General features: G+C 66.5%; 17 protein-coding genes. 12 read left to right on the plus strand and 5 right to left on the minus strand.

Going from position 1 to position 14,748, the window contains the following annotated elements; all coding sequences use genetic code 11:
- Positions 1-140 precede the first annotated feature (140 nt).
- From ABB25_RS09780 to ABB25_RS09795, 4 genes are read left to right on the plus strand one after another with little or no spacing between them, the layout of a single operon-like run.
- Positions 141-557 carry a DNA polymerase III subunit gamma/tau C-terminal domain-containing protein gene (locus ABB25_RS09780; protein WP_244477798.1) on the plus strand — a complete coding sequence of 139 codons (417 nt, stop codon included), beginning with the start codon at positions 141-143 and terminating at the stop codon, positions 555-557.
- A 5-nt stretch (positions 558-562) separates the two neighbouring features.
- On the plus strand, positions 563-883 hold the full coding sequence (locus tag ABB25_RS09785) for a YbaB/EbfC family nucleoid-associated protein (protein WP_057666312.1): 321 nt from the start codon (positions 563-565) through the stop codon (positions 881-883).
- 54 nt (positions 884-937) lie between these two features.
- Positions 938-1,537 (plus strand): recombination mediator RecR, encoded by a 600-nt coding sequence (recR, locus tag ABB25_RS09790; RefSeq protein ID WP_057666313.1) that lies wholly within the window; start codon positions 938-940, stop codon positions 1,535-1,537.
- Positions 1,538-1,581: 44 nt separating this feature from the next.
- Positions 1,582-1,932 (plus strand): histidine triad nucleotide-binding protein, encoded by a 351-nt coding sequence (locus ABB25_RS09795; protein ID WP_057666315.1) that lies wholly within the window; start codon positions 1,582-1,584, stop codon positions 1,930-1,932.
- 78 nt (positions 1,933-2,010) lie between these two features.
- Here the strand turns inward: ABB25_RS09795 and ABB25_RS09800 are convergent, their stop codons facing one another.
- The 4 genes from ABB25_RS09800 to ABB25_RS09815 all read right to left on the minus strand — a co-directional run bounded on the left by ABB25_RS09800 (position 2,011) and on the right by ABB25_RS09815 (position 6,483).
- Positions 2,011-2,535, minus strand: a complete 525-nt coding sequence (locus ABB25_RS09800; RefSeq protein WP_057666317.1) for a Slp family lipoprotein — start codon at positions 2,533-2,535, stop codon at positions 2,011-2,013.
- A 93-nt stretch (positions 2,536-2,628) separates the two neighbouring features.
- Positions 2,629-4,572, minus strand: a complete 1,944-nt coding sequence (locus ABB25_RS09805) for a transglutaminase TgpA family protein (RefSeq protein ID WP_057666319.1) — start codon at positions 4,570-4,572, stop codon at positions 2,629-2,631.
- Positions 4,562-5,515, minus strand: a complete 954-nt coding sequence (locus ABB25_RS09810) for a DUF58 domain-containing protein (RefSeq protein WP_057666321.1) — start codon at positions 5,513-5,515, stop codon at positions 4,562-4,564. Before ABB25_RS09810 ends, ABB25_RS09805 begins: the two co-directional genes overlap by 11 nt.
- A 14-nt stretch (positions 5,516-5,529) precedes the next feature.
- Positions 5,530-6,483: an AAA family ATPase gene (locus ABB25_RS09815; RefSeq protein ID WP_057666322.1), complete on the minus strand. Its 954-nt coding sequence runs from the start codon at positions 6,481-6,483 to the stop codon at positions 5,530-5,532.
- Here ABB25_RS09815 and ABB25_RS09820 point away from each other — a divergent pair.
- Complete coding sequence (locus ABB25_RS09820; protein ID WP_057666323.1) at positions 6,482-8,365, plus strand: ArnT family glycosyltransferase; 1,884 nt, start codon at positions 6,482-6,484, stop codon at positions 8,363-8,365. The two genes, ABB25_RS09815 and ABB25_RS09820, sit on opposite strands and share 2 nt — an antisense overlap.
- 34 nt (positions 8,366-8,399) lie before the next feature.
- On the opposite strand, the gene ABB25_RS09825 is transcribed toward ABB25_RS09820, so the two are convergent.
- Positions 8,400-8,972, minus strand: a complete 573-nt coding sequence (locus tag ABB25_RS09825) for a Maf family protein (RefSeq protein WP_057666404.1) — start codon at positions 8,970-8,972, stop codon at positions 8,400-8,402.
- A gap of 125 nt (positions 8,973-9,097) precedes the next feature.
- Here ABB25_RS09825 and ABB25_RS09830 point away from each other — a divergent pair, with 125 nt between their 5' ends.
- The 7 genes from ABB25_RS09830 (at position 9,098) to fabF (ending at position 14,623) form a co-directional block, all read left to right on the plus strand.
- Complete coding sequence (locus ABB25_RS09830; protein WP_057666325.1) at positions 9,098-9,607, plus strand: YceD family protein; 510 nt, start codon at positions 9,098-9,100, stop codon at positions 9,605-9,607.
- Between the two features lie 108 nt (positions 9,608-9,715).
- Complete coding sequence (gene rpmF / locus ABB25_RS09835) at positions 9,716-9,910, plus strand: 50S ribosomal protein L32 (protein ID WP_057666327.1); 195 nt, start codon at positions 9,716-9,718, stop codon at positions 9,908-9,910.
- 93 nt (positions 9,911-10,003) lie between these two features.
- Positions 10,004-10,981 (plus strand): beta-ketoacyl-ACP synthase III, encoded by a 978-nt coding sequence (locus ABB25_RS09840; RefSeq protein WP_057666329.1) that lies wholly within the window; start codon positions 10,004-10,006, stop codon positions 10,979-10,981.
- Positions 10,982-11,129: 148 nt separating this feature from the next.
- Entirely contained in the window at positions 11,130-12,077 is a 948-nt protein-coding gene (gene fabD, locus ABB25_RS09845) for an ACP S-malonyltransferase (RefSeq protein ID WP_057666331.1), read from the plus strand.
- A gap of 52 nt (positions 12,078-12,129) precedes the next feature.
- Positions 12,130-12,873 (plus strand): 3-oxoacyl-ACP reductase FabG, encoded by a 744-nt coding sequence (fabG, locus tag ABB25_RS09850; RefSeq protein WP_057666332.1) that lies wholly within the window; start codon positions 12,130-12,132, stop codon positions 12,871-12,873.
- A gap of 146 nt (positions 12,874-13,019) precedes the next feature.
- Positions 13,020-13,259, plus strand: a complete 240-nt coding sequence (gene acpP, locus ABB25_RS09855) for an acyl carrier protein (protein WP_057636567.1) — start codon at positions 13,020-13,022, stop codon at positions 13,257-13,259.
- Between the two features lie 131 nt (positions 13,260-13,390).
- Positions 13,391-14,623 (plus strand): beta-ketoacyl-ACP synthase II, encoded by a 1,233-nt coding sequence (gene fabF / locus ABB25_RS09860; RefSeq protein WP_057666405.1) that lies wholly within the window; start codon positions 13,391-13,393, stop codon positions 14,621-14,623.
- Positions 14,624-14,748: the final 125 nt, after the last annotated feature.

Below are 14,748 nucleotides of genomic sequence, written 5' to 3' on the forward strand. Positions count from 1 at the left end.
CACCCGCACCCGCACCCGCAGATCCGCCCGGCAGTGGGCAGGCGCAGGTCCCGGCCGGGCAGGCCGCCGCTGCGGACATGGAGGGTTTGCCCGCTGCTGCGGGCGGTTCAGTGCCGCCACCGGCCGCCGTTGAGCCCGCCGTGTCGCCAGCCGCCACGGGCCACGCGCTGGTCAATGCCGAGGACTGGCTGGATTTTGTCGCCTCCAGCGGTTTGAGCGGCCCGGCACGTGAGCTGGCGGCCAACTGTGCCTTCACCGGCCATGGGCAAGGCGTGTTGCGCCTGGTGCTGGCCGACGGTTTTGATTACCTGCAGACCGATCGCTCGCTGGAGCAGCTGGGACAGGCCCTGGCCGACCATCTGGGCCAGCGTCCGCGGATCGTGCTCGGCAGTGGCCAGACGCAGGCCGAAACCCTGCACGCTCGCCAGGAGCGTGAGCGTGAGGAGCGTCAAACGGCGGCACAGACCGCTTTTTCCGCCAACCCGTACGTGCGTGAGCTGGTTGAACAGCAGGGCGCACGCCTGGTGCCGGACACCATTCGACCCTACCAAGAGTAAGAACTATGCGTGGCAATATCGCCCAATTGATGCAGCAGGCGCAGAAGATGCAGGAAAACCTGCAGCGCGCCCAGGAAGACCTGGCCAAGCTGGAAGTCACCGGCAGCGCCGGTGGTGGCATGGTCAGCATTACCCTGACCGGCACCAAGGAATGCCGCAAGGTGCGGATCGACCCGTCGATCCTGTCTGACCAGGAAATGGTCGAGGACCTGATCGCTGCCGCCTTCAACGACGCCTCCAACAAGATCGATGCCGAGTCCAAGAGCAAGATGGGCGCGGCCACCGCTGGCATGCAGCTGCCGCCGGGCATGAAGCTGCCGTTCTGATCCACCCTCCGGTGCGCAGGTGCTGCGCCTGCGCGCCGGTCCTTGAGTGTTCCCGTGAGCGCACCGTTACTTGATCAACTGATTGCGGCCCTGCGCATCCTGCCCGGTGTCGGCCCCAAGAGTGCCCAGCGCATGGCTTACCACGTGCTCGAGCGCGACCGTGAACGGGCGGCCGAGCTGGCGCGTCTGCTGGCCGAGGCGGTGGAGGTGATCGGCCGCTGCGAGAGCTGCCGCGATTTCAGCCAGGACCCGCTGTGCCGCGTGTGCCAGTCCAGTGGGCGTGAGCGCAGCCAGCTGTGCGTGGTGGAATCGCCCGCCGACCGTCTGGCCATTGAACAGGCCACCGGCTTTCGTGGTCTGTACTTCGTGCTGCTGGGCCGGTTGTCGCCGCTGGACGGCATCGGGCCGCAGGAGCTGGGACTGGAGCACCTGGGACAGCGTCTGGCGGCCGGCGAGATCAGTGAACTGATCATCGCCACCAGTGCCACGGTGGAGGGCGAGGCCACGGCGCATTACCTGGCGCAGCTGGCGCGCCGGCATGGCGTGCAACCCAGCCGTCTGGCCCAGGGCCTGCCGCTGGGCGGTGAGCTGGAATATGTCGATCGCGGCACCCTGTCCCATGCCTTTGGCAGCCGCGCTGAAGTCCCGCGCTGAGTCATCGGCTAAGCTTGGATGATCGTTGATTGTCCAAGGTCGCCATGAGCCAGGAAACCATTTTCAGCAAGATCATCCGTCGTGAAATACCGGCCACCATCGTCTACGAAGACGACGAGGTGCTCGGATTCAAGGACATCGCACCGAAGGCGCCGGTGCATGTGCTGTTCATTCCGAAGAACCAGATCATCCCGACCCTGGATGACCTGCGTGCCGAGCAGGCGCCGTTGATTGGCCGGCTCGCCCTGGCCGCAGCGGCGTATGCGCGTGAACAGGGTCTGGCCGAGGATGGCTATCGTATCGTGATGAACTGCCGTGAGCATGCCGGACAGACCGTCTTCCATATCCACATGCACCTGCTTGCCGGCGCTGCCCTGGGCGATTTTGGCGTCTGAGCCGCCACCAGTGACGGCTGGGACAACAACGGCGCCTGCAGGCGCCGTTGTTGTCTCAGGTGCTTGTCGGTGGGGCGGTTACCACCAGCCGTACCAGCCCCAGCGCGGGCCCCACGGGCCCGGGCCCCATGGGCCGTAGTACGGGTAGGGCGGTGGCAGGTTGGACTGGGTCTGTTCCGGCCACAGGTAAATTACATCGGCGGCCAGGCGTGGCAGCGTGTATTCGTACTCGCCGATCTTGACGCTCTGCTGGCCGTCGAGGCGGCCGATGAAGGTGATCTCGCGCCCCGGCTGGAAAACGGCCGGGTCATAGAAACCGCTGCGGCAAGCCAGGAAGCGGCCGTCGCTGGCGTCGTTGTTGCGCGCAGTCGGCCGGCCCAGGCTGTTGAGTGGGCGGGCGAGCATCTGGAAGCAGGTCTGGTCGGCGCCGGGAAGGGTCTCGATGACCCGTCCGCCCCAGCGTACGCTCTGGCCCTGGGCCGTCTGTGTCAGGCCTTGCTGGGGAGTGATCGGGGCAAACTGGCCCTGCAGCGGCTTCGGTGCAGTGGCGCAGGCAGCCAGCAACACGCTGGCAAGTGCAGGCAGCAACAAGCGGATGTTCATCTGTCAGCTCCAGGAGCGCGGCAACGGCCGCATGACGCAGGAAAGTGTAGCCCGCTGTCCGGGGGCGTGGCAGCGGGCCTGGTCGTGGGTTGTTCAGCTGCGTTTGGGGCGGTGACGACGCAGCTGCGCCAGCAGCGGCGGGTCGGCCTGGCCGGCATACCGGCTGGCGTTGTAGCGTCGCGCCAGCTCCGTCAGCGGGCTGTCGCCGAGCTGTCGCTGGACACGGGCCGCCCAGGCCTGGGCGCTTTCGTTGCGGCCCGGTTCCAGGCCCAGGTGGCGATAGCGCTGGCCCAGGCGCTGCCAGGCGGCCAGCAGTGGATCGGCTGGCGCCTTGCTGCGGGTCAGCAGCTGCCACATCAAGGCAACGGCCAGCCCGCTGGCGAGCAGCCACGCCAGCATCAGCAGGCTGCGTGCGAATGGCGCATCGGCCAGGTTGAAATACCGCAGCAGGCGCGCCTGTGCGGCGGCGTCGTAGCCAAGCACCTGCTGGTTCCAGCGTTGCCGCAGCCAGTCCCCGGCTTCACGCAGCGCCTGCCAGCGCAGGCCCAGTGCCGGCAGCAGGCCTTCTGTGGCCACCTCGCCATCGGCCAGCCGTTGTTCCAGGGTGTCGTAGATGCGCTCGGGTGCGACGGCGGCGGTCGGGTCCACGCGTACCCAGCCACGGCCGGCCAGCCACACTTCATTCCACGCGTGCGCATCCATCCGCCGTACCACCCAGTAGTCGCCATAGCGGTTGCGCACGCCTCCGGTGTAGCCGGTGACCACCCGGGTGGGGACGCCGGCACTGCGCAGCAGGATGGCAAAGGACGAGCTGAAGTGTTCGCAGAAGCCTGCCTGTTGATCGAACAGGAATTCATCGGCCAGGTGGCGTCCGGGCAGCGGTGTGGCCAGGGTATAGGCAAAGTCGCGGCGTACCCATTGCAGGGCGCGCTGGACGATCTTCTCGCCATCCCCGGCGGCTTCGCGCTGCCATTGCCGGCCCAGCGCAAGCGTGCGTGGGTTGTACCCTTCCGGCAACGCCAGGTAATGCCGGCGCAGTGCGTCGCTCAATGCGCTGGTATCGGCCTGCGCCGGGCTGGAAGCCAGTGCCCAGCGGGTCAGGCCGGTCAGCGGGCGTTCGCTGCGCAGGCTGTACTGGCCATCCAGGTGGCTGCCTGCGGGGGCGGCCAGCGGCAGGTCCAGGGCCACCAGCTGGCGCTTGTCGGTCGGCTCGTAGTCAATGACGTAGCGCCACTGCGCGACGCTGTCGCGTGGTGTGGCCGCCTGCCCGGGCAGGTTGGCGCGTGACCAGCTGCTGCCATCGAACTGCGACATCACCGGGCCGCGCCAGTAGCGCTGCTCGGGTGCCGGAACCGGGCCATCGAAGCGCACGCGCAGGGCGGCGCTGTCATCGGCCATCAGGTCGATCCACTTGCCCGGCTGCAGTGTGTCGCTCAGGCCGGGCCGGCCCACCGCCCGCTCGGGCAGGCCCCAAAGCGGACCATCCAGGCGCGGCAGCAACCAGAACGCGGCCAGGGCAAGCGGCAGTGCCAGCAACAGGAGCAGCATCACCTGGCGCAGCTGCGGCAGTGCGGCCTGGCTGGGCAGCCCCACCGACCAGCGGGCCAGCCGTGCCAGGTTGGCCAGGGCCGCCAGTACCGCCAGCAGCCCAAGCAGCAGGCTCAGTGGTCCCTGATCGAGCAGGAACGCGGCAAAGGGCGCAAACAGGGCAAAGCCGATGGCACTGCGCGCATCGCGCAGGTTGCGCAGTTCGCTGCCCTTGATTGCCAGCATGGCGGCCAGCAGGGCGCAGCCGGTATCGCGTCCGGGGCGCAGGCCCATCTGCTGGGCAATGGTGGCCAGCACCAGTACCACCAGCAACAGGCGCAGCACCGAGGGCAATGACCAGCGCAGGCTGGCGCCACTGATCAGCAGCCAGCTGGCAGCCACCAGTATGGCCAGCAGGTGGGGAAGCTGCAGCAGCAACGGCAGCAGGGCGATACCCAGGGTGGCCAGTACCGGCCAGCGCAGCGGCAGGGGCAGGTTGTCAGCGTTCATCGGGCATCAACGCCAGGGCGCGCAGGCAGGCTTGCAGGTGATCGTGTCCGCTGCCCGGGCCCAGGGCCGGTTGGCCGGGCAGCTGCAGGCTCCAGCGGCGTTGGCTGTGGGCGGCAAGTTCCATCCAGTGGGCCAGGCGGCTGATCCTGGCCTCGTATGCCAGGTGGCCCAGCTGCTGCCAATCCAGTGCCAGTGGGGTGGGCCCGCCGCCGGTGGGCTGGCGCACCAGCAGGCTTTGCCGGTGTGCCGATGCCTTCCAGGCGATGCGGGCGCGGCTGTCACCGGGTCGGTAATCGCGCAGCAGGTCGTCCTCGCCGGCCTGATCAGGCCGGTTGCCGCTGGCGCTGGGGGGCGTGGGCAGGGGCGGGCCGTTGTGTTCTGCCGCCGGGTAGATCAGGTACTGCCGGTGGGGGTGCAGCCGGGTCCATGCCAGCACCAGACCCAGCGGCTGGGTGGTGCTCAGGGTCAGTGGCGGAAGGGGGTGCAGGCCGCGCTTGACCGCGGGCAGCGAGCAGATGGCCTGCAATTGGTGGCTGTCGGCCGTGGTTGCAGGGGCTGCCGTGGCAGCGGCGCCATCATCCCATTGCACGCGCAGGCCCTCGCGCCGACGCGGGTCGGCATGTTCGAGCTGGATGTGCACCTGCGCCGGTTCGCCGGCCCGGGCCGGTGCGGCCTGGATGCCGGCCACCACCACGCCGGACAGCTGTAGGTGGGCACTCAGGGCGCTGGCCAGCCCGGCACCGGCCAGCAACAGGGCCAGCAGCAATGCCGGGTTGTTGCCATAGTTCAGTGCGCCCAGGCTCATCACCAGCACCAGGGTGGCAAAAAACAGGCCCACCCCCGTGGGCAGCACATAGATGCGCCGGGCATTGACCGCGCAGGGCAGGGGCTGGCGTTTGAGCCGGCCCAGCTTGCGTGACAGCTGCAGGACGTACGGGTGCAAGGCAGGGCGAGGGTTCAATCCACTGCCACCCGTGCCAGCAGCATCTGCGCCAGCGCCTGGCCGCTGTGCTCGCCGCCGGCAGCGACCAGACGGTGGCCGGCCAGGGCCACGAACACGGCCTGGATATCGTCCGGCAGCACATGGCTGCGGTTGCGCAGCAGTGCGTGGGCGCGCGCGGCCTGCAGCAGTGCCAGACCGGCACGCGGGGAAAGGCCGGTGGCGATATCGGCATGCTGGCGGCTGGCGGCCAGCAGCGCCTGCAGATAGTCCAGCAGGGCGTCGCTGGCATGGACCTGCAACACCGCCTGGCGCAGCGCGCTGACGCTGGCCGGGTCCAGCTGTGGCTGGCAGGCAGCAATCATCTGCCGGCGGTGCTCGCCCCGCAGCAGCGCACGCTCGGCCGCCGGGCTGGGGTAGCCCATGCTCAGGCGCAGGGTGAAACGGTCCAGCTGCGAATCGGGCAGTGGGAAGGTGCCGCTCAGATCGGTCGGGTTCTGGGTGGCAATCACAAAGAACGGCTCGGGCAGGCGATGGCTTGTCCCGTCAATGGTGACCTGGTGCTCGGCCATGGCTTCCAGCAGCGCGCTCTGCGTGCGTGGCGGGGCGCGGTTGATCTCGTCGGCCAGCAGCACGCCGGTAAAGATCGGCCCGGGATGAAACACGAACTGGCCACGCTGTGGCTCATGCACCGATACCCCGAGGATATCGGCCGGCAGCAGGTCGGTGGTGAACTGGACGCGCTTGAACTCCAGGCCGACGGTCTGCGCCAGGGCATGGGCGAGCGTGGTCTTGCCCAGGCCGGGCAGGTCTTCCAGCAGCAGATGACCGCCTGCCAGCAGCGCGACAAAGGCCAGTTTGATCTGCTGGGGCTTGCCCACGACCAGGGCATTGACCTGTTCCAGCGCTCTGGCCAGGGCAAATTGCTGTTGTTCAGTTACGATGTCGTGGAAGGAACGCACTTCGGGCATGGGGAGCTCGCTTAACGGAAGCACTGGGAGTGTAGCGGTGGTCGAGGCCGAGTCGTGGTGGCGGAAGTGTTTTTTGTTGCTGTGGGCATCGGCTGCGGCAATAAAACTGCTCGTTGCTTCCCAGTTGCCCTTGTTCGTCGATGAGGCCTTTTATTGGCAGGAAGGCCAGCGCCTGGCCCCGGCCTACTCGGACCTGCCGGGTTTGACCGCTTGGCTGACCCGCCTGGGGGTCGAGCTCGGCGGGCAGCACGTGCTGGCGCTGCGGCTGCCGTTCCTGGCCATCGCCGCCATCATTCCCTGGTTTGTGGTGCGCATGTCCGCGCGCTGGTTCGGCGAGGTCGCCGGCTGGCAGGCCGGGGTGCTGTGCCTGCTGATGCCGCTGTCCGGCACCCTGGGGCTGTTGGCCGTGCCGGATGTGCCGATGGCCCTGGCAGCGGTGCTGTGCCTGCATGCCGTGGCGCGCCTGCTGCGCCAGGTCAACGCCTTCAACGCGGTGGAGCTGGCCTTCGGGCTGGCCCTGGGCGCGTTGAGTCATTACCGCTTTCTGGGCGTCATCGGCATGGGTCTGATGGCGTTGTTGCTGCTGCCGCAGGGGCGGCGCCTGCTGCGCGACAGCCGGGTGTGGATGGCGTTGAGCGTCGGTGTGGTGGCGTGGTTGCCGCTGCTGGCCTGGAATGCCGACAACCACGATGCCGGCCTGCGCTTCCAGCTGCTTGACCGTCACCCATGGCGCTTTCATCTGGAAGGCCTGTTCTTTCTGTTGATCCAGCCGCTGATGGTGACCCCGCTGCTGTGCGGCCTGCTCTGGCTGGTGGCCTGGCGGGGTGGGCGAGAGCCCGGCTGGAGCGCGCCGATGCGCTATTTCGCGCTGGCCGGCGGCGTCTCCACCGCGATGATTTTCACGTTGGGGTTCTTTACCGATATCGAGCGCATCAGCTTCCACTGGCCCTTGCCGGGTTACCTGGCGTTGCTGGTGGCCGCACCGGCGCTGCTGGCAGGCTGGTCGCCGCGGTGGCGGCGCCTCCTGTGGGCGACGATGGCCATGGGCCTGGTCGCGGCGATGGGTTATTACGCGATGGCCGGCAGTCCGGGCCTGCGTCAGTCCCTGGCCGACAACAAGTTCTATCCGCGCAACTTCATCGGTTGGGAGCCATTGGCCGTGGCGGTACGCGATGAGCTGGCGCAGATGCCCGAAGGCAGCCGGCTGTTGGCCGGCAGTTTCAAGATCGGTGCCGAACTGGGTTTCCAGCTGGGTGATCCCGACATCGCGGTGTTGCCGCATGCACTCAATGACCGCCACGGGCGTACCGCGCAACTGGCGCTGTGGGGCCTGATCGGCGATGGCCGCAGCGAGGTACCGCAGCTGCTGGTGGTCAATCCGGCCGATCAGCGCTTTCGTGACCTGCTGGCGCGCTACCACCAGCTGTGTGAGTGGTTTGGTCCCTTGCCCGGTCCGACGACCGTGTCGATTGACCATGGCCGCCAGCGGTTTTTGTTGTTCCGCCTGCCTGCGCTGTCGGCGCCGCAGCCCGGGCCGTGCGTGACCCCGGCCATCGCCTGGGTCGATACCCCGTTGCCGCGGCAGGTGGTGGGCGATCGGCTTGAGGTAACTGGCTGGGCCTTCAAGGACGGGGTTGGCCTGCGCAGTGTGGAAGTGCTGCTGGACGGGCAGCCACTGCAGCTGGCCGATTATGGCCGTGCGCTTGACGTGCGCGCGGTATGGCCGGCCAGCAACGACCCGCAGCATCCGCATGTGGGCTTTGCGGCGCAGCTGGATCTGTCGGCAGTGCCCGCAGGTACCCATTGGCTGGGCCTGCGCCTGCACGGCAATGACGGCAGCAGCGAGGACTGGGCACAGCAGCGGATCGAGCTGCGGCGCTGACCGCTACGTTTGCGCGCTGGCCTGTGGTGGTCGGTTAGGGCAGCACGAAGCCTGCCTGGCGCAGCAGCCGGCAGGTGGCGATCAGCGGCAGTCCGACCAGCGCAGTGGGGTCGTGGTTGTCGATGGCTTCAAACAGGCTGATGCCCAGGCCCTCGCACTTGAAGCTGCCGGCGCAGTCCAGGGGTTGTTCCCGGGCGACATAGCGTGCAACAGCCGCCGCATCGAGGGTACGGAAATGCACGCAGGTCAGGTCACAGGCCTGGAAAAGCTGCTCGTCGCGGGCCACGCAGACGGCCGTGTGGAAATCCACCCGTCGCCCGCTCATCGCTGCCAGCTGCGCGCAGGCGGCGGCCTCGCTGCCGGGTTTGCCCAGGATGCGGCCGTCCAGTCCGGCGCACTGGTCCGAGCCGATGACCCAGTGGCCTGGATGCTGGCGGGCCACGGCCAGGGCTTTTTCGCACGCCAGACGCCGGGCCAGCGCATCCGCCGTTTCGCCGGGGTGCGGGGTTTCATCGACCTCGGGCCGGACGCACTGGAAATCCACGCCCAGCCGCTGCAGCAGGTCCCGGCGGTAGGGCGAGGTGGAGGCAAGAATCAACGAAGGCATCGGCGGGCTCATCCGGCAGGGCGGCGGGGCAGTCTGCGCAGCCGATAGCAGGCTGGCAAGCGCCTGACCGCGTGCCAACAACGGGTTTGACAGCACGGGGTTGGGGCCCTACCATTCTGCGGCTTATGTCCGCGAACGTGCCCGAATCGCTGGATGCCTGGCGGATGGTCTCGGCGCGCAAGCGTCTGGATGGCCAGGTATCACTGGCGCAATTGACCCGTCTGCAGGGGTTGCTTGTTGATTTCGAAGGAAAGTGCGATTACGCGCTGGAATTTGGTCGCGACGAGACCCTGCGGGTGTCCTATGTTCAATTGACCCTGGAAACCGAGTTGCCGCTGATCTGTCAGCGCACCCTGCAGCGTTACCTGCACCCGATTTCCATGGTCCAGCGTTTCGGGCTGATCCGTGATGAGGCTGATGAAGCCGCATTGCCGGAAGGGTACGAGGCTTTGCTGGTGGCCGAAGATGGCTATCTCAAGCCCTTGGATCTGGTCGAGGATGAGCTGGTGCTGGCGGTTCCGCTGGTGCCGGTGTCGCCGGGCAGTGAAGCCGTTGAGCGTGAGTGGGAGGCCACGACCGAAGAGGTCGCCAAGGTCAACCCATTTGCAGCATTGGCCTCTCTCAAGAAACAATAGCAGCCGGTCGTCGTCGGCGGCTGCGGCGAAAGCGAAGGTGGTACCGGGCGCTGGCGTCTGTGTGCAACGAAACGACGAAACATATCGAACCGAGTTTGGAGCTATCCCATGGCTGTGCAGAAATCCCGAGTCACCCCTTCCCGTCGCGGCATGCGCCGTGCCCATGACGCGCTGAGCGCCAAGCAGCTGTCCACCGATCCGACCACCGGTGAAGTGCACATCCGTCACCACGTCACTGCTGACGGTTTCTACCGTGGCAAGAAGGTGATTGCTACCAAGGCTTCGGCTGTCAGCGAAGACTGATGGGTCACAAGGCCACTGCTGTGATGGCGGTGGCCTTGCGCCTTATGCTTCAGGGGCGCTTCGGCGCCCCTTTTTCTGTTTTGAGGTAACCCGATGAGCGAACGGATTTATGCGCGAATTGCCGGCACTGGCAGCTACCTGCCCGAGAAGGTGCTGAGCAACGAGGAGCTGGCCAGGACCGTTGAAACCAGCGATGAGTGGATTCGTGAGCGCACGGGAATCACCCAGCGCCACATCGCTGCCGACGAACAGACCACCGGCGACCTGGCTTACGAGGCGGCGTTGCGGGCGCTGGAGGCTGCCGGGATCGGCGTCGATGAGCTGGACATGATCATCGTCGGTACCACCACGCCGGATCTGATCTTCCCGTCCACCGCCTGCCTGGTGCAGGCGCGGCTGGGGGCCGTCGGTTCGGCAGCGCTGGATGTCAACGCGGCCTGCTCGGGCTTTCTGTATGCGCTGTCGGTGGCCGACAAGTTCATCCGTTGTGGTGATGCGAAGAAAGTGCTGGTGATCGGTGCTGAAACCCTCACCCGTATCATCGACTGGTCTGACCGCACCACCTGCGTGCTGTTCGGCGACGGTGCCGGCGCGGTGGTGCTGGTGGCTGACGGCGATACCGGCATCCTGAGCACCCACCTGCATGCCGATGGCAGCAAGAAGGAGCTGCTGTGGACCCCGGCAGGTGTGTCTTCCGGCTTTGGTGAGGGTGTCGGCTCCAGCGGTACCATCAAGATGAAGGGCAATGACGTGTTCAAGTACGCGGTCAAGGCGCTGGATTCGGTGGTTGATGAAGCCCTGCAGGCCAATGGCCTGGGCAAGGCGGATCTGGATTGGCTGGTGCCGCACCAGGCCAACCTGCGCATCATCGAGGCCACCGCAAAGCGCCTGGACATGTCGATGGAACAGGTGGTTGTCACGGTCGACAAGCACGGCAACACCTCCTCTGCTTCGGTCCCGCTGGCGCTGGATACGGCCGTGCGTTCGGGCCGCATCCAGCGTGGCCAGTTGCTGCTGCTGGAAGCGTTTGGCGGTGGCTTTACCTGGGGCTCGGCGCTGCTGCGCTACTGAGTTGCCGGGTTGCCCACAGCGCCCGCCGGTGACTGCCGGCGGGCGCGTTTGTTTTTGACTTTGTCAGTTTGCATACGCGCCGGTACAGACGGATTGTGCCGTTCACGCTTATGATGCGGCCCGACCGTTGTAGATCCGTTGATTGCCTGTGACCGATTCCACTTTCGCATTCGTCTTCCCCGGCCAGGGTTCCCAGTCGCTGGGCATGCTGGCTGATATCGCTGCTGCCCACCCGTCGATCATCGATACCTTCGCCGAAGCTTCTGCCGGTGCAGGCGTGGATCTGTGGGCGCTGGCGCAGCAGGGGCCGGAAGCGCAGCTGGGACAGACCGAGTTCACCCAGCCGGCACTGCTGGCCGCCTCGATCGCCCTGTGGCGGTTGTGGCAGGCCCAGGGCGGTGCCCAGCCGGCGGTGCTGTCCGGGCACAGCCTGGGCGAGTACTCGGCGCTGGTCGCTGCCGGTGCGCTGTCCCTGCAGGATGGCGCGCGCCTGGTGCGCCTGCGCGGCCAGTTGATGCAGGCGGCCTGCCCGGCCGGTGTCGGCGGCATGGCAGCGGTGCTCGGTGCCGACGATGCGCTGGTGGCCGAAGTCTGCCAGCAGGCGGCGCAGGGCCAGGTGCTGGTGCCGGCCAATTTCAATTCTCCCGGCCAGATCGTCATCGGTGGTGATGCCGCCGCGGTGGACCGGGCGCTGGCGCTGCTGGCCGAACGTGGCGTGCGCAAGGCCGTGAAGCTGGCGGTGAGCGTGCCTTCGCACACCCCACTGATGCGGGATGCGGCCGATCAGCTGGCTGCGGCCATTGCCGATGTGGCCTGGCACCCGCCGGCATTGCCGGTGGTGCACAACGTCGATGCCGCCGTCCACCAGGGGGCTGACGCCATCAGCCAGGCGCTGGTCAAGCAGCTGTATCTGCCGGTGCAGTGGACCGGCTGCGTGCAGCAGCTGGCAGCCATGGGCGTGACCTGCGTGGCCGAATGTGGTCCGGGCAAGGTGCTTTCCGGGTTGATCAAGCGCATCGATAAATCCATCGATGCCCGCGCGCTGGGCACGCTGGCCGATTTCGATGCCGCGTTGGCCCAGTGGCCGCGTGGATAATGGCTGCTGCGCGCTGCGCATCGGTCTGGTTCAAGTTTAAGGATGCAACTCAATGAGCAAGCCCCTACAAGGTGAAATCGCCCTGGTGACCGGTGCCAGCCGTGGCATTGGCGCGGCCATCGCCGACACCCTGGCCGCGCAGGGCGCCGTGGTCATCGGCACCGCCACCACCGAGAGCGGTGCTGCGGCCATTGCCGATCGTCTGGCTGCCTGCGGTGGCCACGGTCGTGTGCTGCAGGTCAACGAGGCGGGCGCGATCGAAGCGCTGATCGAGACCATCGGCAAGGAATTTGGCAGCATCTCCATCCTCGTCAACAACGCCGGGATCACCCGCGACAACCTGTTGATGCGGATGAAGGATGAAGACTGGCAGGCGGTGATCGATACCAACCTGACCAGTGTCTACCGTTCGTCCAAGGCGGTGATGCGCGGGATGATGAAGGCACGCAAGGGCCGGATCATCAACATCGCTTCGGTCATCGGCGCCACCGGCAATGCCGGGCAGGCCAATTATGCTGCCGCCAAGGCCGGCATCATTGCCTTTTCCAAGTCGCTGGCCAAGGAAATCGGCTCGCGCGGGATTACCGTCAATGTGGTCGCGCCGGGCTTCATCGAAACCGACATGACCCGCGACCTGCCCGAAGAGGCCAAGCAGGCCATGCTCGGGCAGATCGCCCTGGGCCGGCTGGGGCAGGCCCAGGACATTGCCGATGCAGTGGCTTTCCTGGCCGGACCGGCTGCCAACTACATCACCGGCGAGACCCTGCACGTCAACGGCGGGATGCACATGGCGTGACCGGAAGGTCAGGCCTGTTGTTTTAATTGTTTGATTTATGTGGTTTTTTTCAGGGACACTTGTCCCGGAAGTTTCCACTACACTATCCAACGGCCACCATCATGGTGGCGTCTTTTGAACCACTACTCCATCTGGAGCGATACCCAATGAGCACCATCGAAGAGCGCGTCAAGAAAATCGTCATCGAACAGCTTGGCGTCAAGGAAGAGGAAGTCACCACCACCGCATCGTTTGTCGATGACCTGGGTGCCGACTCCCTGGACACCGTTGAGCTGGTGATGGCCCTGGAAGAAGAGTTCGAGTGCGAAATCCCGGACGAGGAAGCCGAGAAGATCGGCACCGTCCAGGCCGCCATCGACTACGTCAAGGCCCACGTCAAGGCCTGATCGCGGTCGTTTCCCGCCGGCGGGTGCGCCTTGCGCGCCGGCCTGTGGGTCGTACCAGGAAGGGCCGCATTGCGGCCCTTTTTAATACTCGAGTATCGCCACCAGCCAGGTGCTGGTCAGGAGAAATGAGCATGAGTCGTCGCGTCGTCGTGACTGGCATGGGGATGATTTCCCCGCTGGGCAATGATCTGGCCACCAGCTGGGAAGGCATCACCGCAGGACGCTCGGGGATTGGCCCGATCACCGGCTTTGACGCCAGTCAGTTCAGCACCCGCATTGCCGGTGAGATCCGAGGATTTGACGTGGCCAGCTTTGGTATTCCGGCCAAGGATGCCAAGAAGATGGATCCGTTCATTCACTACGGATTGGCCGCCAGCTTCATGGCGCTGGATGATTCAGGGCTTGAAATCAACGAGGCCAACGCCGAGCGCATCGGTGCGCTGATCGGCGCCGGCATTGGCGGCCTGCTCGGTATCGAGGAGCAGACGGCAAAGTTTCTGGAGGGCGGGGCGCGCAAGATTTCCCCGTTCTACATCCCCAGCACGATCATCAACATGCTGCCCGGGCAGCTGAGCATCCTGCGCGGCCTGAAGGGGCCGACGTTCTCGCCGGTGTCGGCGTGTGCCACCGCCAACCACTCCATCGGTACGGCGATGCGCATGATCCAGTACGGCGATGCTGATGTGATGGTCGCAGGCGGTGCCGAGCGCGGTTCGGCGCCGACCGCCATGGCCGGTTTCTGCGCGATGAAGGCCATGTCCACCCGCAACGACGAACCGGTACAGGCATCGCGGCCGTGGGACCGCGACCGTGACGGTTTCGTGCTCAGCGACGGTGCCGGCATCCTGGTGCTGGAAGAGTACGAGCACGCCAAGGCGCGCGGCGCACGCATCTACTGCGAGCTGGCCGGTTTTGGTGCCACTTCCGATGCCTACCACATGACCGCACCCAGCGGCGAAGGCGCCAAGCGCTGCATGCAGCTGGCCATGCGTGATGCCGGGGTTGCTCCCGAGCAGGTGGGTTACATCAACGCCCATGGCACATCGACCCCGCTGGGCGACTTGGGCGAGAGCGATGCGATCAAGGCTGCCTTCGGCGACCACGCCTACAAGCTGATGGTCAGCTCGACCAAGTCGATGACCGGCCACCTGCTTGGCGCTGCCGGTGGGGTGGAGGCGATCTTCTCGGTGCTGGCGCTGCAGCACGGGGTGATTCCGCCGACCATCAACCTGGACAACCCGGGCGAGGGCTGTGACCTGGATTACGTGCCGCACACCGCACGCCAGAAGCAGGTCGATGCCGTGCTCTCCAACGGCTTCGGCTTTGGTGGTACCAACGGCTCGCTGCTGTTCAAGCGGCTGTAAGCCCCGGCGACGGAGGCTCATCCGCCCAGGACACCACCGGCCGCCATCAGTGGCCGGTGGCCGTCGCGGTGTCTGCGATCCCGGCGGGCGGCGCGGTATCCTGTAGCACTTCCTACTGCCCTGGA

Source organism: Stenotrophomonas koreensis, from assembly GCF_001431525.1.
GTDB lineage: Bacteria > Pseudomonadota > Gammaproteobacteria > Xanthomonadales > Xanthomonadaceae > Stenotrophomonas > Stenotrophomonas koreensis.

What these genes read in the sequence shown, in the direction of transcription:
- ABB25_RS09805 (WP_057666319.1), bottom strand. Translation starts at nt 4,572, where the DNA reads ATGAACGCTGACAACCTGCCCCTGCCGCTGCGCTGGCCGGTACTGGCC.
- ABB25_RS09800 (WP_057666317.1), bottom strand. Translation starts at nt 2,535, where the DNA reads ATGAACATCCGCTTGTTGCTGCCTGCACTTGCCAGCGTGTTGCTGGCT.
- rpmF (WP_057666327.1), top strand. Translation starts at nt 9,716, where the DNA reads ATGGCTGTGCAGAAATCCCGAGTCACCCCTTCCCGTCGCGGCATGCGC.
- ABB25_RS09830 (WP_057666325.1), top strand. Translation starts at nt 9,098, where the DNA reads ATGTCCGCGAACGTGCCCGAATCGCTGGATGCCTGGCGGATGGTCTCG.
- ABB25_RS09840 (WP_057666329.1), top strand. Translation starts at nt 10,004, where the DNA reads ATGAGCGAACGGATTTATGCGCGAATTGCCGGCACTGGCAGCTACCTG.
- ABB25_RS09820 (WP_057666323.1), top strand. Translation starts at nt 6,482, where the DNA reads ATGGGGAGCTCGCTTAACGGAAGCACTGGGAGTGTAGCGGTGGTCGAG.
- ABB25_RS09785 (WP_057666312.1), top strand. Translation starts at nt 563, where the DNA reads ATGCGTGGCAATATCGCCCAATTGATGCAGCAGGCGCAGAAGATGCAG.
- ABB25_RS09795 (WP_057666315.1), top strand. Translation starts at nt 1,582, where the DNA reads ATGAGCCAGGAAACCATTTTCAGCAAGATCATCCGTCGTGAAATACCG.
- fabG (WP_057666332.1), top strand. Translation starts at nt 12,130, where the DNA reads ATGAGCAAGCCCCTACAAGGTGAAATCGCCCTGGTGACCGGTGCCAGC.
- ABB25_RS09825 (WP_057666404.1), bottom strand. Translation starts at nt 8,972, where the DNA reads ATGCCTTCGTTGATTCTTGCCTCCACCTCGCCCTACCGCCGGGACCTG.
- fabF (WP_057666405.1), top strand. Translation starts at nt 13,391, where the DNA reads ATGAGTCGTCGCGTCGTCGTGACTGGCATGGGGATGATTTCCCCGCTG.
- ABB25_RS09815 (WP_057666322.1), bottom strand. Translation starts at nt 6,483, where the DNA reads ATGCCCGAAGTGCGTTCCTTCCACGACATCGTAACTGAACAACAGCAA.
- acpP (WP_057636567.1), top strand. Translation starts at nt 13,020, where the DNA reads ATGAGCACCATCGAAGAGCGCGTCAAGAAAATCGTCATCGAACAGCTT.